Raw genomic sequence first — 19,744 nt, forward strand, 5'->3', positions numbered from 1 at the left:
CAGGGCTGTGTCTTTATGATGCGCCCCGTCCACCCGGCTCTGGGGACTGTTGCGGCGCAAGGATTGTGCTGCTGAGCCGGGTGGGCATCCTCTTTATGGCAGCAGCGTTGCCATGCATTCATCGATAGAACGCTGCTGCGTCTGGCCATAGAGCTGCAATTCATCCATCGTCTTGCGGCCCAGCGCCTGTTCGAATTCAGCCTGATTGGCATTGGCCGCGTAGCGACTCTGCGCTGCGTCCCCCAGGTTTGACTGGAAGATCCCCGCCGCACTTACCGGCAGAAAATCCTCATACACCAATGGCTCGATCGCGACGTGACCGGCGCTGACCAGTGCTTCCAGCGTGCGCGGCTGATCCGCGTGGCCGCGTGCGGCCAGGCCATGGTCGGTCACGAAGTAGTGAAAGTAAGCCAGGCCCTGTTCGCGCATCTGCGCATGGTTGTCGGGAAACACCTGGAAGTGTTGTTCCATCAACTGCACATAACGCTCGGCGTTGGCCTCATTGGGGAACGCGCCCAGCTCATCGCGGGCGGCGTTCAGCAGTTGGTCATACAGGGCGCGGCCTCTGGGCGTGAGCGCTACGCCGCGTTGTTCGATTTCGCCAAAGCGTGCGCTGTGGCTACCCTGGGCGTCGCTGAAGGCGATAGGTTCGTCGAGCGCTTTGAAGCTGGTCTGGCGCAGCAGGATCGGGCACTGGCGCCGCGGTGGGCCTTCGATCACGGCTTTGGGCGTAATGCCTTTGCCGGGCATGGCGGCCTGTACCTGGTCGATGTCCAGGGTGCGTGGCGTGAGGTGGTTGATGTGCGGGCCCCTGAAGGCGACCACATCGGCGATCAGGCGGTGCTGGTTGCTCAGCTGCTCGTATTGCGCCCCTGTGACGGTGGCGGTGTTATGCCAGCGGAACGTCTCCAGGGCCTCGCGGATAAAAGCCTGGGCGTCGCTGGCATTCAAGCCGCCCTGTGTTTCTGCCTGCTCGATCAGCGCCAGTGCGCCGGGGGTGAAGATCGAGCGCTTGGCCAGGGCACTTTCGGCAAAGGCGCGCAGCTCCAGGTTTTCGATCAGCTCCAGGCGCAGCAGTGAAGTGAACACCCGAAACGGGCTGGTTTGCAGCGCGTGTTCATGCACGGCGCGAAAGGCAGTGGAATGCACCGGCACGCCCGCGGGGGTGAGGTCGTAGTAGCCCACCGGTTGCATACCCATGACCGCGAACAGGCGGCTGATGGTTGCCAGTTCTGCGGCAGTGCCCAGGCGGATGGCGCCATGGCGCTCCATGTCCAGGCGCTGGATTTCTCCGGTGCGCTGCAACTGCTGCACCAGCTCGGGTTGGCTGTCGAGTACGCGTGCATTGGTGTGGGCCACTAGTTCGAGCAGCGCGCCGTACAGCGGCACTTCATCGCGGTACATGTCGGACATGGCCTTGGAAAAGCCCTTGCGGATCTCATCGGGGCTGACATGTGCGTTGGCGTGCATAGAAAAATTCCTGATGGCTGTGGCGAGGAAAGTGACCTTTCCCCGATTTTGTTGAGGCGCAGGCCGGCTTGCAAACGAAGATTCCTCTGGACTTCATTCTGCAAATGAATGAGCTGCCATGAACAGGAGCAAAACCCGCCTCTTCCAAGTCTTCATGTGCAACCGGGCGCCATTGGGTTCTACACTGCGCCTCACTGTGTAGGTGATGGAGAACCCTATGACGGCCGTACCCGCAACCCGCCTGCTTGACACGATTGAAGGCCAGCGCCTGGCGACGCAAGATGCCGAGCGTTGGCGTGAATGGGGCCCGTACTTGAGCGAACGCCAGTGGGGCACCGTGCGCGAAGACTACAGCGCCGATGGCGACGCCTGGGCGTCCTTCCCCCATGAACAGGCGCGCAGCCGCGCCTATCGCTGGGGCGAGGATGGCCTGGCCGGTTTCAGCGACAAGGCGCAACGCTGGTGCCTGGGCCTGGCGCTGTGGAATGAGCGTGACGCGATCCTCAAGGAGCGCCTGTTCGGCCTCAATAACGCCGAAGGCAACCACGGTGAAGACGTCAAGGAACTGTACTTTTTCGTCGATGGCGTACCGAGCCATGCCTACATGCGCATGCTCTACAAATACCCCCATGCCGCCTTTCCCTATACCGACCTGATCGCTGAAAACGCCCGCCGTGGGCTGGGCGATAGCGAGTATGAAATCCTCGATACCGGGGTGTTTGAAGACAACCGTTACTGCGACATCAGCGTTGAGTACGCCAAGCACCAGCCCGACGATATGTTCATGCGTGTGACCGTGCACAACCGCTCGGACCAATCGACACGTCTGCAGGTGCTGCCCCAGCTGTGGGCGCGCAATGACTGGAGCTGGACCTTTGATGCGCCCAAACCCAGATTGACGCTGGACGGCGACCGCGTGCTGGCCCGTCATCATGAGCTTGACGATCGCCAGCTCAGCGCCTGGGGCCAGGATGGACTGCAATGGTTGTTCTGCGAAAACGAGACAAATGTTCGAAAATTGGGCGGGCAACCGGCGCCGGGGCCGTTCAAGGATGGCATCAACGATTACGTGGTAGCGGGTGTGGAGTCGGCGATCCGCCGGGATTCGGGCACCAAGGTGGCGGCGCGGTTCATGCTTGAACTGGCGGGCCTGGAAAGCAAAATCCTGTATGTGCGCTTTGCCCCAGTGGGCGCGCCCCAGGTCAATGCCCGCAAGCTGTTTGAACAGCGCCGTCAGGAGGCCGATGACTTCTACGCGGCCCTGCAACAAGGCATCACCGACGACGATGCGCGCAATGTGCAGCGCCAGGCCCTGGCCGGCTTGCTGTGGTCCAAGCAGTTGTACTATTTCGACGTCAATCAGTGGCTCGACGGCGACCCGGCTCAGCCTGCGCCGCCGCCCGAGCGTCTGCACGCGCGCAATAGCCATTGGCGGCATTTGTCCAACTTCGACATCCTGTCCATGCCCGACACCTGGGAATACCCGTGGTATGCCTCCTGGGACCAAGGCTTCCAGGCGGTGGCCATCGCGCTGATCGATCCCGGCTACGCCAAGCAGCAGTTGCTGCTGCTGGTGAAAGACCGCTTCATGCACCCCAACGGCCAGTTGCCCGCCTACGAATGGCGCTTTGACGACGCCAACCCGCCGGTACATGCATGGGCGAGCTGGCGGGTGTATCAGCAGGATAAGGCGCTAACCGGCGTGGGCGATATGGACTTTCTGGAGCGGATCTTCCACAAGCTGCTGCTGAATTTTTCCTGGTGGGTCAACCGCAAGGACGCCGAAGGCCGCAACCTGTTCCAGGGTGGATTTCTGGGCCTGGACAATATCGCCTTGTTCGACCGCTCGGCCACGCTGCCGCCGGGCTATCAGTTGGACCAGGCCGATGGCACTGCCTGGGTCGCGGCCTATGCCCTGGACCTGATGCGTATCGGACTGGAGCTGGCCAAGCGCAACGCCGTGTACGTGGACATTGCGGTGAAGTTTTTCGAGCACTTCCTGTATATCGCCGGCGCGATCAACCGCGTCGATGACAGCGCCGAAGGCTTGTGGGATGAGCAGGACCTGTTCTTCTATGACGTGCTGCACCGTCCCGACGGCCAGAGCGAACCGGTGCGCCTGCGTTCTATCGTTGGCCTGATGCCGTTGTTCGCCGTGCTGGTGCTGGAACAGCGCGAGCATGAGGGCTTGGAAGGCCTGCGCGAGCGTTTGCTGGGGTTTATGCATCACCGGCCTGACCTTGCCAAACTGGTCTCGCGCTGGAACGAACCGGGGCAGGGCAATCGCTTGTTGTTGGCGCTGCTGCGTGGCGAGCGTACCAAGGATTTGCTGCGCCGTATGTTGGACGACCAGGAGTTTTTGTCGGCCTTCGGTGTGCGCGCCTTGTCCAAGGCCTTTGCCGAGCAACCCCTGGCGCTGAAGATGAATGGCGACACCCTGTGCGCCCGTTACCAGCCTGGCGAATCCGACTCACGCCTGTACGGCGGCAACTCCAATTGGCGCGGGCCGCTGTGGATGCCGGTGAACTACATGCTGATCGAGTCGCTGCGCGAGTTTCACCGCTACTACGCGGATAATTTTTCTGTGGAATACCCCACAGGCAGCGGTTATCTGGCGTCCCTTGAGGAAGTGGCCGACAGCCTCAGCCAGCGTCTGACTGGGCTATTGCTGCGCGATGAAAATGGCCTGCGGCCATCCATGGCGGGGTATGCGCAGTTGGAGGCGGACCCGGCCAGCCGCGATCTGGTGTTGTTTCATGAGTACTTTCATGGCGAGACCGGGCGAGGGTTGGGCGCGTCGCACCAGACGGGGTGGAGTGCGCTGGTCGCTTTGCTGCTGCAGCCAAAGGTCTAGCGCCCGGCGCGACGCGGGACCTGTGGCGAGGGAGCTTGCTCCCGTGAAGGCCGGCAGCGGCCGACTATTGAACTGATACCCCGCGACTCTACTGTGGGAGGGGTTTGAATGTGGGAGGGGGCTTGTTCCCGATGGCGGCCTGATAGCCGGCCAGGATGTTGGATTAGACCGAGTATATATCCGTTATTTGGGTAATGGCTGCTATGGGTTCCGCTTTTACAGCGGGTCACTTTGGAAAAGAGCCCCAAAGTAACCAAAGGGCTCTTGCCCCACCACTCGGCACCTCGCCTAGGCTCGGTGTGCCCGTAATCCGCCATGGATTTGGGGGGCCGCCGCCACGCGCCATCCATGGCGCGGGGCGGCTAAACCGGCATCCCTGCCGGTTTACCCCCCAAATCCCTGTCGAATTCCGGCCAGCGTGGTTTGACGGGGCGCCTGAGATCAAAAGCAGATCAAGATCAAGAGCGGCTCGCTTCGCATCGTGGTTACTGTTGGCGACTGCAAAGTTGTGTAGGTACCCATGATTATAGGGACGCATCGATCTGGGCGAGGTGCCGACTTGTGCATTTGGCTAGCGGCAGGTCTTGTCCGGTCTTGTTTCATGAGGCGCCAGCAGATAGTCGACGACAGCCTCGTCCACGCAGCGGTCGATGCCGTTGAGCACCAGGGTGTGCCCGTCTCCCTCACGGGTGACCAGTGGGCTTTTAAACCATTTCGCCATCTGCCGCGCGTTGATGTAGGGCGTGGTCGGATCGAATTGCTGGCCGACAAACAACAACGGAGGCAGGTTCGGTGCGGCCACTGGCACGTGGGCTGAAAGTGTGCCGCGCCATGGCCACAGGTCGCACAGTTCCAAGCCCGACTGTTGCACAGCCAGGTAATTGGTGAAGGGCGAGGCCTCTCGAATCGCCTGTCTCTGCTTGCGCAATAACTGGACATCGCGACCGGGGATTGCGACGTCTGCACAAGAGATTACGCTCAGGGCATCATCGGCATCTTCCCCGACGTTCTCGTCAATCAGCCCGGCTACCTGTTCATCGGCGATCCCGTCGTTGGCCTTGTGCTACAAAGCCATCAGCTCGGGCCAGCGGTCGGACCACAGCAGCAGCGCTTGAGTGGTGGTCAATAGGTCGTCGGCGGTCACTTCGTCCCCATCGGGCGTGATCAAGGCTGTGTCGTATACCTGGCGTAACAATTGATGAAACGCCTTGGTCGCTCCCGCCTCATCGGGCGGTAAAGGGCAGTCACGGTTTTTTGCGCAGTACGCTGCAAAGCGTTTGAAGGTTTGCTGGTAGCCGCGAGCCTGATTCAGTAGCTGGGTGTAATCGTCCTCTGAAAGGTCCACCACACCGTCCAGCACCAATGCACGGGTGTGCGCTGCAAAGCGTTCGGCATACAGCGCCGCGACCTGGGTGCCGTAGGAGTAGGCCACTGCGGTTAAACCGGGTTCGCCCAACGCAGCCCGGATTACATCAAGGTCATTGACCGCGTCGTCGGTACCCATGTGCTGCAAGACCTTTGCGCCGGTATGTTCGATGCAGGCGGCCAGGGTTTTGCGGGCCTGGGCTTCCAAGGCGCCAACGTCGTTTTCGTCGATGACCATTTTTTCGTCACGCTGGGGCAAGGCACAGGAAATCTTCGGTGTTGACTGCCCCACGCCTCGCGGGTCGTAGCCGATAATGTCGTAGGACCGCGTGAGCCTGGCCACGGTGTCGTCATCGGCCAGGAAGGGGTTGATGCCGGGCAGCCCCGGCCCGCCGCTGATCACCACTACGCTGCCCTGTTTGGCGCCAGTGGCAGGCAAGCGGGTCAGCGCCAGCCGTACCTTGTCCGCCTTGGCGTTGCCCGAATATCCCAAAGGCGCCTCAACATAGCCGCACAGCAGATCCTCTGGTGGCTCAGCGTCAAACCAATTGTCGAACGGGCTGTCGGTGCACGGCTGCCAGCGCACAGCGTCGGGTTGGGCGTGGGCAGACTGGGACATGAGGATCAGCGGCAGCAGTACCAGCAGGTGCTTGAGTGTTGACATGAAGAGTGAGTCAGGGCCAAAGGGCGCCTACCTTAACCGAGATAGGTGGCCTGGAATCACGCCTTTACAGAATCACCACAAATGTTCACCAAGGGGCATTTTGTTCAATATCCGCAGTGTCTGAGCCTTTACCGTGATGTCACCTGTGTTTGACATAACAAGAGGGACTGCAATGAGCTTGATCATTTCCATGGCCGCTTTCGCCCTGGCCACCTCCATCACCCCTGGACCGGTCAATGTGGTCGCCTTGAGCAGCGGCGCACGTTTTGGCTTTGCCGCCAGCCAGAAACATGTGTTCGGCGCGGCAGTCGGCTTCACGTTACTGCTGGTATTGATCGGCCTGGGGCTGCATGAAGTACTGGTGCGCTGGCCAATACTGACCCAGCTGATCCAGTGGGGCGGGGTGGCTTTCCTGTTGTACATGGCTTGGAAACTGGCGATGGATGACGGTCGTCTGGACGCCGAAGGTGCAGCTAGCGCGCCATCGATGCTGTACGGCGCGATCATGCAATGGCTCAACCCCAAAGCCTGGCTGGCCTGTGTCGCGGGCATGGGCTTGTTCGTGGCCGATGGCGATGCCAGGCAAGTGTGGCTGTTTGCGGCGCTTTACCTGGTGATTTGCTACCTGTCGGTGGCGTGCTGGGCGTACGCGGGGACGTTTTTGCGTCGCTACTTGAACAACCCGCAGGGCGTGCGCCTGTTTAACCGCTCCATGGCCGGGTTGCTGGTGGCCAGTGTGGGTTATTTGCTGATGGCTTGAGGTTCTCGCGGTACTGCCCGGGCGTGGCGGCAAAGTGTTGTTTGAACGTGCGCTGGAAGTGCGCCTGGTCGGCAAAGCCTGCGGCCAGGGCGACATCGGCAATCAGTTCGCCGTCGCGCAATCGAGCGCGGGCGAACTGGATACGGTGATTGACCAGGAAGGCATGGGGTGTCAGCCCGTAATATTGCTTGAACGCGCGAATCAGGTACGACGGCGACAGCTCGGCCGCCAGGCAAATATCCTCCAGTTTCAACGCCTCGGTGCAGTGTTCACGGATGAAATCCGCAGCGCGCTCCAGCTTGTGATTGACCTCCCGTACCGGCGTAAGCGACGGGTTCAAGCGCTGCTGAACTTCGCTGAAGTAACCTACCAGCGCGCTCTGTTTGTGCAGCAGTTCGGCCTGCTCATCCACCAGCAGTCGGTACAACGCCAATAAGCCGCTGTACAGCGAGGTGTCCCGGGTATGTGGGGTGTTGAACGGGCGGTAACCCTGGTCGGTGCTGAAACCCAACTGGTGCTGCAGGTCGGTCAGCCAGGGGCTATCGAGGTAGAGCATATGGTAGGACCAGTGCTCATTGCGGATAGGGTTACAGGCATGTACGTCGCCGGGGTTCATCAGCACCACGGTGCCTGCGCTGATCTCGAACGTCTGTGTGCCGTAGTGGTAATAACTGCGCCCGCAGGTAATCGCGCCGATGGAAAAGTGCTCGTGGGCGTGCCGGGTGTAGGTAACCTTGCGTCCGTCGGCAATGGTGCGCGCCTCGATAAACGGCAAGCGTTCGTCGCGCCAGAAACAAGGCGCCTGAGCGGGGCGGGCAGGGGTGTTCAGCGACATGGCGGTGGTTCCATCCCTTGAGAGATCGAGGGCTGATCTTTACACACACCGCCAGTGGCGTCAGCCTCAATGTGACGTCAGGCCGGTACCAAAAAGGCGGCCTTGAGCAACTGGCGAGTGTAGGCATGTTGTGGGTCGGCAAAAATGGCCTTCGCATCGCCTTGCTCCACCACCTGCCCTTGCTTGACCACCATCAGTTGGTGACTGAGCGCCTTCACCACCGCCAGGTCATGGCTGATAAACAGGTAGGTCAGGTTGTACTTGGCCTGCAACCCGCGCAGCAATTCAACCACCTGGCGTTGTACCGTGCGGTCCAGGGCCGAGGTGGGTTCGTCCAGCAGGATCAGGCGCGGCTTGAGCACCAGGGCGCGGGCGATGGCGATGCGTTGACGTTGGCCACCGGAGAATTCGTGGGGGTAGCGGTGGCGGGAGTCGGGGTCCAGACCCACCTCCTTGAGCGCCGCGATAATCGCTGCTTCCTGCTCGTCAGGCGTGCCCATCTTGTGGATACGCAAGCCCTCGCCGACGATTTCGCTGACACACATGCGCGGGCTCAAGCTGCCGAACGGGTCCTGGAACACCACCTGCATTTCCCGGCGCAACGGGCGCACCTGTTGCTGGGTAAGCCTGTCCAGCTGCTGGCCTTCGAAGCGAATCCCGCCCTTGCTGCCGATCAGGCGCAAAATCGCCAGGCCCAGGGTGGACTTGCCCGAGCCGCTTTCACCGACGATGCCAAGCGTCTGCCCCTGGGGCAGGCTGAAGTTGATGCCGTCCACCGCCTTGACGTAATCCACGGTGTTGCGCAAAAAGCCCTTCTTGATCGGGAACCAGACTTTCAGGTCATCCACTTCCAGCAGCGGTGGCCCGACCTCGTTGCCGGCCGGGCCGCCGCTGGGCTCCGCCGCCAATAATTCCTGGGTATAGGGATGCTGGGGCGACTGGAACAGTGTCTCGCACTCGGCCTGCTCCACGATGCAACCTTGCTGCATCACACACACGCGATGGGCGATGCGTCGCACCAGGTTGAGGTCGTGGCTGATCAGCAACAGCGCCATGCCCAGCCGCGCCTGCAACTCCTTGAGCAATTCCAGGATCTTCAACTGCACGGTAACGTCCAGCGCTGTGGTCGGCTCATCGGCGATCAGCAACTCCGGCTCATTGGCCAAGGCCATGGCGATCATCACACGCTGGCGCTGGCCGCCGGACAATTCGTGGGGCAGCGCCTTGAGGCGTTTGTGCGGTTCGGGGATACCCACCAGCTCCAGCAATTCCAGGGTGCGCCGGGTGGCGACCTTGCCGGTCAGGCCCTTATGCAGCCCGAGCACTTCATTGATCTGTTTTTCGATCGAGTGCAGCGGATTCAAGGAAGTCATCGGCTCCTGGAAGATCATCGCAATGCGGTTGCCGCGAATATGCCGCAGGGTCTTTTCTTTAAGGGTCAGCAGGTCTTGCCCGGCGTATTCGATAGTGCCGGACGGGTGCCGCGCCAACGGGTAGGGCAGCAGCCGCAGAATCGAGTGCGCCGTCACCGATTTTCCGGAGCCGCTTTCGCCGACGAGTGCCAGGGTTTCACCCCGCTTGATGTCAAAACTCACCTGGTTGACCACGCGGTGGTGATGTTCACCGGTGACGAACTCGACACTGAGGTCGCGGATTTCGATCAGATTGTCCGGATTCATCTCATTTCCTCGGGTCGAACGCATCGCGAGCGGACTCGCCGATAAACACCAGCAGGCTCAACATGATCGCCAGCACCGCAAAGGCACTCATGCCCAGCCACGGCGCTTGCAGGTTGGATTTGCCCTGGGCCACTAGTTCACCCAGCGACGGTGAGCCCGCCGGCAGGCCAAAGCCAAGGAAATCCAGGGCAGTGAGGGTGCCGATGGCGCCGGTGAGGATGAACGGCAAAAAGGTCATGGTCGAGACCATCGCATTGGGCAGGATATGGCGGAACATGATCGCGCCGTTCTGCATACCCAGCGCCCGCGCTGCACGCACGTATTCAAGGTTTCGCCCGCGCAGGAACTCGGCGCGCACCACATCCACCAGGCTCATCCAGGAAAACAGCAGCATGATCCCCAACAGCCACCAGAAGTTGGGTTGCACGAAGCTGGCGAGGATGATCAGCAGGTAGAGCACCGGCAGCCCCGACCAGATCTCCAGAAAGCGCTGCCCGGCCAGGTCGACCCAGCCGCCATAGAACCCCTGCAACGCGCCGGCAATCACGCCGATGATCGAGCTGAGCACGGTCAGGGTCAGGGCAAACAGCACCGACACCCGAAAACCGTAGATCACCCGCGCCAGCACGTCTCGGCCCTGGTCATCGGTGCCCAGCAGGTTAACGCTTGAAGGGGGCGCGGGGGCGGGTACCTTCAGGTCGTAGTTGATGCTCTGGTAGCTGAACGGGATCGGCGCCCACAAGGTCCAGGCGTCCTTGGCCTTGAGCAGCTCCTGGATGTACGGGCTCTTGTAGTTGGCTTCCAGAGGGAATTCGCCGCCGAAGGTGGTCTCCGGGTAGCGCTTGAGCGCCGGGAAATACCAGTCGCCGTCGTAATGCACGGCCAGGGGTTTGTCGTTGGCGATCAGCTCTGCGCCCAGGCTCAGCCCGAACAGGATCAGGAACAGCCACAGCGACCACCAGCCACGTTTGTTGGCCTTGAACCGCTCGAACCGGCGGCGATTGAGGGGGGACAAATTCATCTCAATGCTCCCGGCTGGCGAAGTCGATACGAGGATCGACCAGGGTATAGGTGAGGTCACCGATCAGTTTTACGATCAGCCCCAGCAGGGTGAAGATAAACAGCGTGCCGAATACCACCGGGTAGTCGCGGTTGATGGCTGCTTCAAAGCTCATCAGGCCCAGGCCGTCGAGGGAGAAGATCACTTCCACCAGCAATGAGCCGGTAAAGAAGATACCGATGAAGGCGGAAGGGAAGCCGGCGATCACCAGCAGCATCGCATTGCGAAACACGTGGCCGTAAAGCACGCGGTGGTTGGTCAGCCCTTTGGCCTTGGCGGTGACCACGTATTGCTTGTTGATCTCGTCGAGAAAGCTGTTTTTGGTCAGCAGGGTCATGGTCGCGAAGTTACCGATCACCAGTGCGGTGACGGGCAAGGCCAAGTGCCAGAAGTAATCGAGGATCTTGCCGCCGGTGCTCAACTCATCGAAGTTGTTGGAGGTCAGCCCGCGCAGAGGGAACCAGTCCAGGTAACTGCCGCCGGCAAACACCACGATCAGCAGGATCGCAAACAGGAATGCCGGAATCGCATAGCCGACGATGATGGCCGAGCTGGTCCACACATCGAAGTGACTGCCGTGTCGCGTGGCCTTGGCGATCCCCAGCGGGATCGACACCAGGTACATGATCAGGGTGCTCCATAATCCCAGGGAGATGGACACCGGCATCTTTTCCTTGATCAGGTCGATGACCTTGGCGTCACGGAAAAAGCTGTCGCCGAAATCCAGCCGGGCGTAGTTCTTGACCATAATCCACAAGCGTTCCGGCGCCGATTTGTCGAAGCCGTACATCTTTTCGATTTCCTTGATCAGCGCCGGGTCCAGGCCCTGAGCCCCGCGGTAGCTGGAACCGGCCACCGCAACTTCGGCTCCGCCCCCGGCAATGCGGCTGGTGGCACCCTCGAAGCCTTCCAGCTTGGCGATCATCTGCTCCACCGGCCCGCCGGGGGCGGCCTGGATGATCACAAAGTTGATCAGCAAAATCCCGAACAGCGTGGGGATGATCAGCAACAGGCGGCGAACAATATAGGCCAGCATTTAATCGCCTCCGCTCGCCGCATCGGCGTTTTGCGTCGTGTCCAGGGATACCGCCGGTTTGACGTCAGGCTTGGCCCACCAGGTGGCCGTGCCCACGTCGTAGCGTGGCGAGACCTTGGGATGACCCAAATGGTCCCAGTACGCGACGCGGAAAGTTTTGATGTGCCAATTGGGCACCACGTAGTAACCAAACTGGAGTACGCGATCGAGTGCCCTGGCGTGGGCAATCAGGCTTTGGCGTGAGCCGGCATCGATCAGCGCTTCGACCAACTGGTCGACGGCCGGATCCTTGAGGCCCATGTAGTTGCGGCTGCCGGGCTTGTCGGCGCTGGACGATTTCCAGAATTCGCGCTGCTCGTTACCGGGCGAGGTGGACTGCGGGAAGCTGCCCACCAGCATGTCGAAATCCCGTGAGCGCAGGCGGTTGACGAACTGCGAGACATCCACCCGGCGAATCACCAGGTCGATACCCAAGTCGGCCAGGTTGCGCTTGAACGGCAGCAGGATGCGTTCGAACTCGGTCTGGGCCAGCAGGAATTCGATAGTCACCGGTTTGCCGGTGCTGTCGACCATCTTGTCATCGACAATCTTCCAGCCGGCCGCTTGCAACAGCTGGTAAGCCTCACGCTGCTGGGTGCGGATCATGCCGCTGCCATCGGTTTTGGAAGGTTCGAAAGCCTGGGTGAAGACTTCGGGCGGGATCTTGTCGCGCAACGGCTCAAGGATTGCCAGCTCGTCCGGGCCGGGTAGACCGGTGGCGGCCATTTCCGAGTTTTCGAAATAGCTGCGAGTCCGTGTGTACGCGCCATTGAACAGCTGCTTGTTGCTCCATTCGAAATCCAGTAACAGGCTGATCGCCTTGCGCACTCGCACATCCTGGAACATCGGCTTGCGCATATTGAATACAAAACCCTGCATACCGGTGGGGTTGCCGTTGGGGATCTCTTCCTTGATCAGTCGGCCCTGGGTCACCGCCGGGATGTTATAGGCATTGGCCCAGTTCTTTGCGCTGAATTCCAGCCAGTAATCGAACTGCCCGGCCTTCAAGGCTTCCAGGGAGACCGTGCTGTCACGGTAGTAATCGGTGATGCGGGTGTCGAAATTGTAGAAGCCCTTGTTCACCGGCAGGTCCTTGGCCCAATAATCCTTGACCCGCTCGTAGCGAATCATGCGTCCAGGCTTGACCTCCGACACCTGGTACGGCCCGCTGCCCAGGGGCGCTTCCAGGTTGCCCTTGGAGAAGTCGCGAGTCGCCCACCAGTGCTTGGGCAGCACCGGCAACTGGCCGAGGATCAGCGGCAGTTCGCGGTTGTTGGTGCGTTTGAACTTGAACAACACACGCAACGGGTCTTCGGCCACCACTTCGTCGACATCGGCGTAGTAGTTGCGGTAGAGCGGGTTACCGTCCTTGATCAGGGTCTGGAAGGTAAACACCACGTCTTCGGCGCGCATCGGGTGGCCATCGTGGAAGCGCGCTTCGGGGCGCAGGTAGAAACGTACCCAGCTGTTGTCCGGGGCTTTTTCGATCTTGCCGGCCACCAGCCCGTATTCGGTGATGGGTTCATCCAGGCTTTGCATGGCCAGGGTGTCGTAGATCAACGGCAGATTATCCGCCGGCACGCCCTTGCTGATGTAGGGGTTGAGGCTGTCGAAGCCGCCCATGGCCGATTCGCGGAAGGTGCCGCCTTTGGGGGCGTCGGGGTTGACGTAGTCGAAATGCTTGAAGTCGGCGGGGTACTTGGGCGGCTCGTTGTAGAGGGTCAGCGCGTGTTGCGGGGCGGCTTGGGCCGCAGTGCACAGCAACAGGCTGGCGAGCAGGGTAGTATGCAAAGACATCATTGGGCTTTCTCCGAAGCTTTCAGCCACCACGCACTCAGGCCCAGGCTATAGGGTGGCGTGGTAACGAAGGCGAACCGGTTGCGGTACGCCAGGCGATGATAGTTGAGGTACCAGTTGGGAATGCTGTAGTGCTGCCACAGCAGCACGCGGTCCAGGGCACGGCCGGCGGCCAGTTGTTGTTCGCGGGTCTGCGCCGCCAGTAGTTGATCCAGCAGGTGGTCGACCACCGGGCTGGCGATGCCGGCGTAGTTCTTGCTGCCCTTGATCGCGGCCTGGCTGGAGTGAAAGTACTGCCACTGCTCAAGACCGGGGCTCAAGGTCTGGTTGAGGGTCATCAGAATCATGTCGAAATCGAATTGATCGAGGCGCTGTTTGTACTGTGCCCGGTCGACGGTGCGCAAGCGGGCGTCGATGCCGATACGGGTCAGATTTTCGACATAAGGTTGCAGGATGCGCTCAAGGTTCGGATTGACCAGCAGGATCTCCAGGCGCAGCGGTTGCCCATCCTTGTCGAGCAGGCGTTGCCCCGACAGTTTCCAGCCCGCTTCGCCGAGCAGGGCCAGGGCGCGACGCAGCGTTTCGCGAGGGATGCCGCGACCGTCGGTTTGCGGCAGGCTGAACGGCTGGGTAAACAGTGCGGCCGGCAGTTGGTCGCGGTAGGGCGAGAGCATCAGCCATTCATGGCCCACTGGCAGGCCGGTGGCCGAAAAATCACTGTTGGGGTAATAGCTCACCGAACGCTTATACGCGCTGCTGAACAGGGTACGGTTGGTCCACTCAAAATCGAACATCAACCCCAGGGCTTCGCGGACCTTGGCCTGGCTGAAGGCGGGCCGCCGGGTATTCATGAACAGACCCTGGCTCTGTGTGGGGATCTGGTGGGCAATCTGCGCCTTGATCACATCGCCCCGATTGACCGCCGGGAAGTTGTAACCCGTGGCCCAGTTCTTGGCTTGATGCTCGATATAAATGTCGAATTCACCGGCCTTGAAGGCTTCAAAAGCCACGTCGCTGTCGCGATAGAACTCCACCTCGACCTTATCGTAGTTGTAGAAGCCGCGGTTGACCGGCAGGTCCTTGCCCCAGTAATCCTTGACCCGCTCAAACACCAACTGCCGGCCCGGGGTGACTTTGGTCATGCGGTATGGCCCGCTGCCCAGCGGCGGCTCGAAGGTGGTGGCCTTGAAGTCGCGGTTCTTCCAGTAGTGCAGGGGCAGCACCGGCAACTCGCCCAGGCGCAGGATCAGCAATGGGTTGCCGGCGCGCTTGAACACAAAACGGATGCGGTGGCGGTTGAGAATATCGACCCTGGCCACTTCCTGCAGGTTGGTACGGTATTGCGGGTGGCCTTCGGTCAGCAGGGTGCGATAGGAAAACGCCACGTCTGCGGCGGTGATCGGCTTGCCGTCGTGAAAGCGCGCTTCGGGGCGCAGGTTGAACACCACCCAACTGCGGTCTTCGCTGTATTCCACTGACTGGGCAATCAGGCCATAGCTGGAAGTGGGCTCATCCCCTGACGGCGCGTACTGGCCGGTGCCGACCATTAAGGGTTCGTTCAGCTCATTGACGCCGTATTGCAGGAAGTTGCCGGTAGAAACCGGGCTGGTGCCCTTGAAGGTATAGGGGTTGAGCGTGTCGAACGTGCCAAAGGCCATGACCCGCAGTGTGCCGCCTTTGGGCGCTGCAGGGTTTACCCAATCGTAATGGGTGAACTTGGCCGGGTACTTGAGTGAGCCGAACTGCGCGTAACCGTGGCTTTCGGTAATCGTCGCGTTCGCAGCAAAGCTCAAGGCCAGACTTATTAGTAGAAGGAGAGGACGCTTCAAGTCAGAGATCCGATCCAGGCGGCTTGGGCTTTATGATCGGTACAGTAACAGCTTGTTCCGGTTGGAAAAAGCCAGTTAGGGCGATGGCGATCCAATGTGGGAGGGGGCTTGCTCCCGATAGCGGCATGTCAGCCAGTACATAGGCTGACTGACCCACTGCTATCGGGAGCAAGCCCCCTCCCACATTAGCCTCCGGTGTTCTTGAGGGCTTTATCTTGGCCCCGACACCACTAGCATTTGCCCCGGCTTCAGCGCCTGGCCCGTGCGCGGGTTCCAACGCTTGAGATGTTGCATCTCAACGTTGAAACGCTTGGCGACCATGTACAACGAGTCGCCTTTTTTTACCTTGTACTGCACCGGTTTTTTCGCGGCAGCCTTGCGGGTGTCCTGCATCACCAGGGTCTGGCCGACCTTGAGTGACTGGCCGTTGAGCTTGTTCCAGCGCTGCAGGTCATGCACATCGACCTTGTTGGCTTTGGCGATCAGCGTAAGGTTGTCGCCACTGCGCACTTTGTAGCTGCGGGTACGCCCGGCAACCGCCTTGGACTCGACTTCGTCGAACACCGGCTTTTTTGGGCGCATACTCAGCAACTCTTCCGGCTTCATCGTCGAAAGGGTGCTGGTGAGCAACTGCGCCTTGGAGGTCGGCACCAGCAAATGCTGGGGGCCGTCCAGGGTGGTACGTTGTTTCAAGGCCGGGTTGAGCTGGAACAGTTCGTCTTCGTCGATCTCGGCCAGCGCGGCAACCCGTGAGAGGTCCATGCTTTGCTTGACTTCAACCACTTCGAAATACGGTGTGTTGGCAATCGGGTTCAGGTTGACGCCATAAGCCTCGGGCGCCAGAACCACCTGGGACAAGGCCAGGAACTTGGGCACGTAGTCCTTGGTTTCCTGGGGCAGGGGCAGGTTCCAGTAGTCGGTGGGCAGGCCAAGCTTTTCGTTGCGCTCGATCGCCCGGCTGACCGTACCTTCGCCGGCGTTGTAGGCCGCCAGAGCCAGCAGCCAGTCGCCGTTGAACATGTCATGCAGACGCGTCAGATAGTCCAGGGCGGCGGTGGTGGAAGCGGTAATGTCGCGGCGGCCATCGTAGGCGCGGGTCTGACGCAGGTTGAAGTAGCGCCCGGTGGAGGGAATGAACTGCCACAAGCCGACCGCATCGCTGCGCGAATAGGCCATCGGGTTGTAGGCACTTTCAATCACTGGCAGCAGGGCCAGCTCCAGAGGCATGTTGCGTTCTTCAAGGCGTTCGACGATGTAATGAATGTAGAGGCTGCCGCGCTCACCGGCATTTTCCAAAAATGATGGGTTGCTGGCGAACCACAAGCGCTGTTGCTCAATGCGTGGGTTGACGCCGACACCGTCCTGCAATTGAAAGCCCCGACGCATGCGTTCCCAGACATCCTGGGGCACTTCGGGGCTGGGCTTCTCTGATAGCCAAATAGGTTTTTGCTTAATCTTGGCAGCAAGATTGGGTTTGGGTTGCACGGTGGATTGTGCAGCGTAATTAGTCGATTGGCAGCCCGCCAGAGTTGCGGAAACGGCCACCGCCACGGCTTGAGCCAGGCGGGTCAATGCGTCTGAAGAAATGGATTTACGAATAGATGACGACATTGGCTGGAAGTAAGTTCCGGGCAAAAATGTCGGGCGATTCTAGAAAGCGCTTTGGTTCCGGTCAACCATTCAGAAATTACGTATCAGATTGCATCCTGTTAGAACTTATCTTTCCAGGCCCTCAAGCTAGCAAACACCTCGGCCCCAGAGCGGTTGTCGCGGCCGTTCCGTTCGTCCGCTTTTTGTTTAACGGATGTTTCAGCGGTGCGTAAAAATGGATTTGTGAGTTTTTCCATGGCCAGGCTCGAAGGCAGCGTGATCTCGCCACGGGAGCGAAGTTGGGCGACATTTTTCACACGTTCAGCGATATCGGCGTTATCCGGTTCGACCGCCTGGGCAAACTTGAGGTTGCTTTGTGTGTATTCATGGGTGCAGTACACAAGTGTGTCGGCAGGCAGGGCGGCCAGGCGCTGCAAGGAGGCATGCATCTGCTCCGGCGTGCCCTCGAACAGGCGACCGCAACCGGCAGCGAACAGCGTATCGCCACACAACAACACGCCCTGGTGATAAAAGGCAATATGCCCCAGCGTGTGCCCCGGCACGGCGTACACGTCGAAGTCCCAGCCCAGTACGCTGATGCGGTCGTTGTCTTGCAGGGCTTCATCGCGCGCCGGAATCTTTTCGTTGGCCGGGCCGTAGACCCTGGCGCCGGTGATATTTTTCAGTTGCTCGACGCCGCCCACATGATCATGGTGATGGTGGGTGACCAGAATGTCGCTGAGGGTCCACTCGGTGTTGTGCTTGAGCCAGGCCAGCACCGGCGCGGCATCGCCGGGGTCGACCACAGCGCAGCGCAGGGTGGACGGGTCTTGTAACAACCAGATGTAGTTGTCGGTGAAGGCGGGTAGGGCACTGATCTGTATCATTCTTCGATTCGCCAAGCTGAACACATTGGTGCATCTTAGAACGTCTAGGCGAGTTGGAGAATGCAATGACTGATAAAGCGTTCGCCCAGGCCGATCCTGAGTGGCTGGCCCTGATCAGCGCGGCCCGTGAATGGTTGTCCGGGCCGATTGGACAATTTCTGCTGGATGAAGAGCGGCGCATGCTCGATGACGAGCTGGGTCGGTTCTTTGGTGGCTATCTGGTGCATTACGGCCCCTCGGCTCAGACGCCGCCATCGGCGCCGCAGGTGCAACGCAATGTTCGCCTGGGCGCGCCGCTGCCGGGGGTTGAAATCGTCTGTGAGGAACAGGCCTGGCCCTTGAGCGAACATGCCGCCGATGTGGTGGTGTTGCAGCATGGCCTGGATTTCTGCCTGTCGCCCCATGGGTTGCTGCGCGAAGCCGCGAGCAGCGTGCGCCCTGGTGGCCATTTGCTGATTGTCGGTATCAACCCCTGGAGCAGTTGGGGCTTGCGCCGTGTATTCGCCCATGATGGCCTGCGTCAGGCGCGCTGTATCTCGCCATCGCGGGTGGCAGACTGGCTGAACCTGCTGGGCTTTGCGCTGGAGAAACGTCGCTTCGGGTGCTATCGTCCGCCGCTTGCGACAGCCAAGTGGCAGGGTCGCCTGGCGGGCTGGGAACGCCGTGCGGGTGCCTGGCAACTAGCGGGCGGCGGCTTCTATCTGCTGGTGGCGCGCAAGATCGTGGTCGGGTTGCGGCCGGTACGCCAGGTTGCGCGCCAGCCCATTGGAAAGCTCGTGCCGATGCCGCTGGCCAAGGTCAACCGCAAGCAAAGCGAACGCTAAACTCCTTTTTTGATTTCAGGCCGGTTTGCCCGGCCTCGGGATACTGTCGGTCGATTACCGCCAGCCCGTTTTGATGGATACAACCGATGACCGATAGCGTAGAACTCTTCACCGATGGCGCCTGCAAGGGCAACCCCGGCCCCGGCGGCTGGGGCGCCTTGCTGGTGTGCAAGGGCGTGGAGAAGGAACTGTGGGGCGGTGAAGCCAACACCACCAATAACCGCATGGAGCTGATGGGCGCCATTCGTGGCCTGGAAGAACTCAAGCGGCGCTGCAACGTGCTGCTGGTGACCGACTCGCAATACGTGATGAAGGGCATCAACGAGTGGATGGTCAACTGGAAGAAGCGCGGTTGGAAGACGGCGGCCAAGGAGCCGGTCAAGAACGCCGACTTGTGGCAATTGCTCGATGAGCAATGCAACCGTCACGACATCACCTGGAAATGGGTGCGCGGGCACATCGGCCACCCTGGCAACGAGCGCGCTGACCAGTTGGCCAATCGTGGCGTGGATGAAGTGCGCGGCTACAAGCAGAGCTGATCCGCAACACCGCAGCGGCCGTTCACGCCGGGCGGTTACAGCACCAGGATCGCACGGGCGAGTTGCTCGTCCGTGCAGTGTAGATCCACCCTCAAACGGCGAATGTGCTCGAACGCCGACTCCAACTGAACGCCGCGTATTTCACCCTGGCTTGCAATAAACGACGCGGCATCGGCCTTGGCCGCCAGCACGATCTTGTCGTCCTTGAAGCTGCTGCTGGTGCCTCCTGTGGCACTCATCGACAGGCTTACCAGCGCGTCAGTCGTCATGACGAAACTGGTGGCCTGCACACTGGCGGCGCAGAGCAGGCAGGGAATAAACAGCCATTTAAACGTGCACATGAATCCGGGTATTCCGCATCAAGAAGGGGCGTGCAGGCTAACAACAGGGACGGCAGCAAACTGCAGCAGGTTTGCTAAACCTTGTAAAAAACTGTTGGGCGAGCCGCCGCGGCTGTTTGCCATGGGGCGCACCGGTTCTGGAGCGTGCTAATATCCCGCCCCTTGAAATGTACCA

16 protein-coding genes are annotated in these 19,744 nt (G+C 60.5%); 4 read left to right on the forward strand and 12 right to left on the reverse strand.

Going from position 1 to position 19,744, the window contains the following annotated elements; all coding sequences use genetic code 11:
• Positions 1-93: 93 nt before the first annotated feature.
• The gene (hglS, locus tag JFT63_RS04280; RefSeq protein WP_198843539.1) at positions 94-1,470 is read right to left on the reverse strand and encodes a 2-oxoadipate dioxygenase/decarboxylase HglS; all 1,377 of its coding nucleotides are present in this window, start codon (positions 1,468-1,470) and stop codon (positions 94-96) included.
• Positions 1,471-1,687: 217 nt separating this feature from the next.
• Here hglS and JFT63_RS04275 point away from each other — a divergent pair, with 217 nt between their 5' ends.
• Positions 1,688-4,324: an MGH1-like glycoside hydrolase domain-containing protein gene (locus tag JFT63_RS04275; RefSeq protein ID WP_186563254.1), complete on the forward strand. Its 2,637-nt coding sequence runs from the start codon at positions 1,688-1,690 to the stop codon at positions 4,322-4,324.
• Between the two features lie 571 nt (positions 4,325-4,895).
• Here JFT63_RS04275 and JFT63_RS04270 read toward each other — a convergent pair.
• Positions 4,896-5,252, reverse strand: a complete 357-nt coding sequence (locus tag JFT63_RS04270) for an alpha/beta hydrolase (RefSeq protein ID WP_198843538.1) — start codon at positions 5,250-5,252, stop codon at positions 4,896-4,898.
• 135 nt (positions 5,253-5,387) lie between these two features.
• The gene (locus JFT63_RS04265; RefSeq protein WP_198843537.1) at positions 5,388-6,353 is read right to left on the reverse strand and encodes an alpha/beta fold hydrolase; all 966 of its coding nucleotides are present in this window, start codon (positions 6,351-6,353) and stop codon (positions 5,388-5,390) included.
• Positions 6,354-6,525: 172 nt separating this feature from the next.
• Between JFT63_RS04265 and JFT63_RS04260 the strand changes: the two genes are divergently transcribed.
• Positions 6,526-7,113, forward strand: coding sequence for a LysE family translocator (locus tag JFT63_RS04260; RefSeq protein ID WP_186561550.1), 588 nt, complete (start codon positions 6,526-6,528; stop codon positions 7,111-7,113).
• Here JFT63_RS04260 and JFT63_RS04255 read toward each other — a convergent pair.
• The 8 genes from JFT63_RS04255 to gloB form a co-directional block, all read right to left on the reverse strand.
• Positions 7,055-7,948 carry an AraC family transcriptional regulator gene (locus JFT63_RS04255; RefSeq protein ID WP_198843536.1) on the reverse strand — a complete coding sequence of 298 codons (894 nt, stop codon included), beginning with the start codon at positions 7,946-7,948 and terminating at the stop codon, positions 7,055-7,057. The two genes, JFT63_RS04260 and JFT63_RS04255, sit on opposite strands and share 59 nt — an antisense overlap.
• Positions 7,949-8,025: 77 nt before the next feature.
• Positions 8,026-9,627, reverse strand: a complete 1,602-nt coding sequence (locus JFT63_RS04250) for an ABC transporter ATP-binding protein (RefSeq protein WP_057702826.1) — start codon at positions 9,625-9,627, stop codon at positions 8,026-8,028.
• 1 nt (position 9,628) lies between these two features.
• Complete coding sequence (locus tag JFT63_RS04245) at positions 9,629-10,648, reverse strand: ABC transporter permease (RefSeq protein WP_005788757.1); 1,020 nt, start codon at positions 10,646-10,648, stop codon at positions 9,629-9,631.
• A 1-nt stretch (position 10,649) separates the two neighbouring features.
• Complete coding sequence (locus JFT63_RS04240; protein WP_057702828.1) at positions 10,650-11,723, reverse strand: microcin C ABC transporter permease YejB; 1,074 nt, start codon at positions 11,721-11,723, stop codon at positions 10,650-10,652.
• Complete coding sequence (locus tag JFT63_RS04235; RefSeq protein ID WP_198843535.1) at positions 11,724-13,562, reverse strand: extracellular solute-binding protein; 1,839 nt, start codon at positions 13,560-13,562, stop codon at positions 11,724-11,726. It lies immediately after the preceding gene.
• Entirely contained in the window at positions 13,559-15,388 is a 1,830-nt protein-coding gene (locus tag JFT63_RS04230; protein ID WP_198843534.1) for an extracellular solute-binding protein, read from the reverse strand. Before JFT63_RS04230 ends, JFT63_RS04235 begins: the two co-directional genes overlap by 4 nt.
• A 210-nt stretch (positions 15,389-15,598) precedes the next feature.
• Positions 15,599-16,999, reverse strand: a complete 1,401-nt coding sequence (locus tag JFT63_RS04225) for a transglycosylase SLT domain-containing protein (protein WP_057702834.1) — start codon at positions 16,997-16,999, stop codon at positions 15,599-15,601.
• A gap of 98 nt (positions 17,000-17,097) precedes the next feature.
• Entirely contained in the window at positions 17,098-17,865 is a 768-nt protein-coding gene (gloB, locus tag JFT63_RS04220; RefSeq protein WP_198843533.1) for a hydroxyacylglutathione hydrolase, read from the reverse strand.
• Between the two features lie 65 nt (positions 17,866-17,930).
• Between gloB and JFT63_RS04215 the strand changes: the two genes are divergently transcribed.
• Together JFT63_RS04215 and rnhA are read left to right on the forward strand one after the other, a co-directional pair.
• Positions 17,931-18,689, forward strand: coding sequence for a class I SAM-dependent methyltransferase (locus JFT63_RS04215; protein WP_057702837.1), 759 nt, complete (start codon positions 17,931-17,933; stop codon positions 18,687-18,689).
• 86 nt (positions 18,690-18,775) lie between these two features.
• Positions 18,776-19,228 carry a ribonuclease HI gene (gene rnhA / locus JFT63_RS04210; RefSeq protein ID WP_003173571.1) on the forward strand — a complete coding sequence of 151 codons (453 nt, stop codon included), beginning with the start codon at positions 18,776-18,778 and terminating at the stop codon, positions 19,226-19,228.
• A gap of 35 nt (positions 19,229-19,263) precedes the next feature.
• Here rnhA and JFT63_RS04205 read toward each other — a convergent pair whose 3' ends face one another.
• A complete protein-coding gene (locus JFT63_RS04205) occupies positions 19,264-19,569 on the reverse strand; it encodes a DUF2388 domain-containing protein (protein ID WP_057702838.1) in 306 nt (101 codons plus the stop codon).
• Positions 19,570-19,744: the final 175 nt, after the last annotated feature.

Origin of the sequence: Pseudomonas sp. MF7453 (assembly GCF_016405455.1) — a bacterium.
Lineage (GTDB): Bacteria > Pseudomonadota > Gammaproteobacteria > Pseudomonadales > Pseudomonadaceae > Aquipseudomonas > Aquipseudomonas paralactis.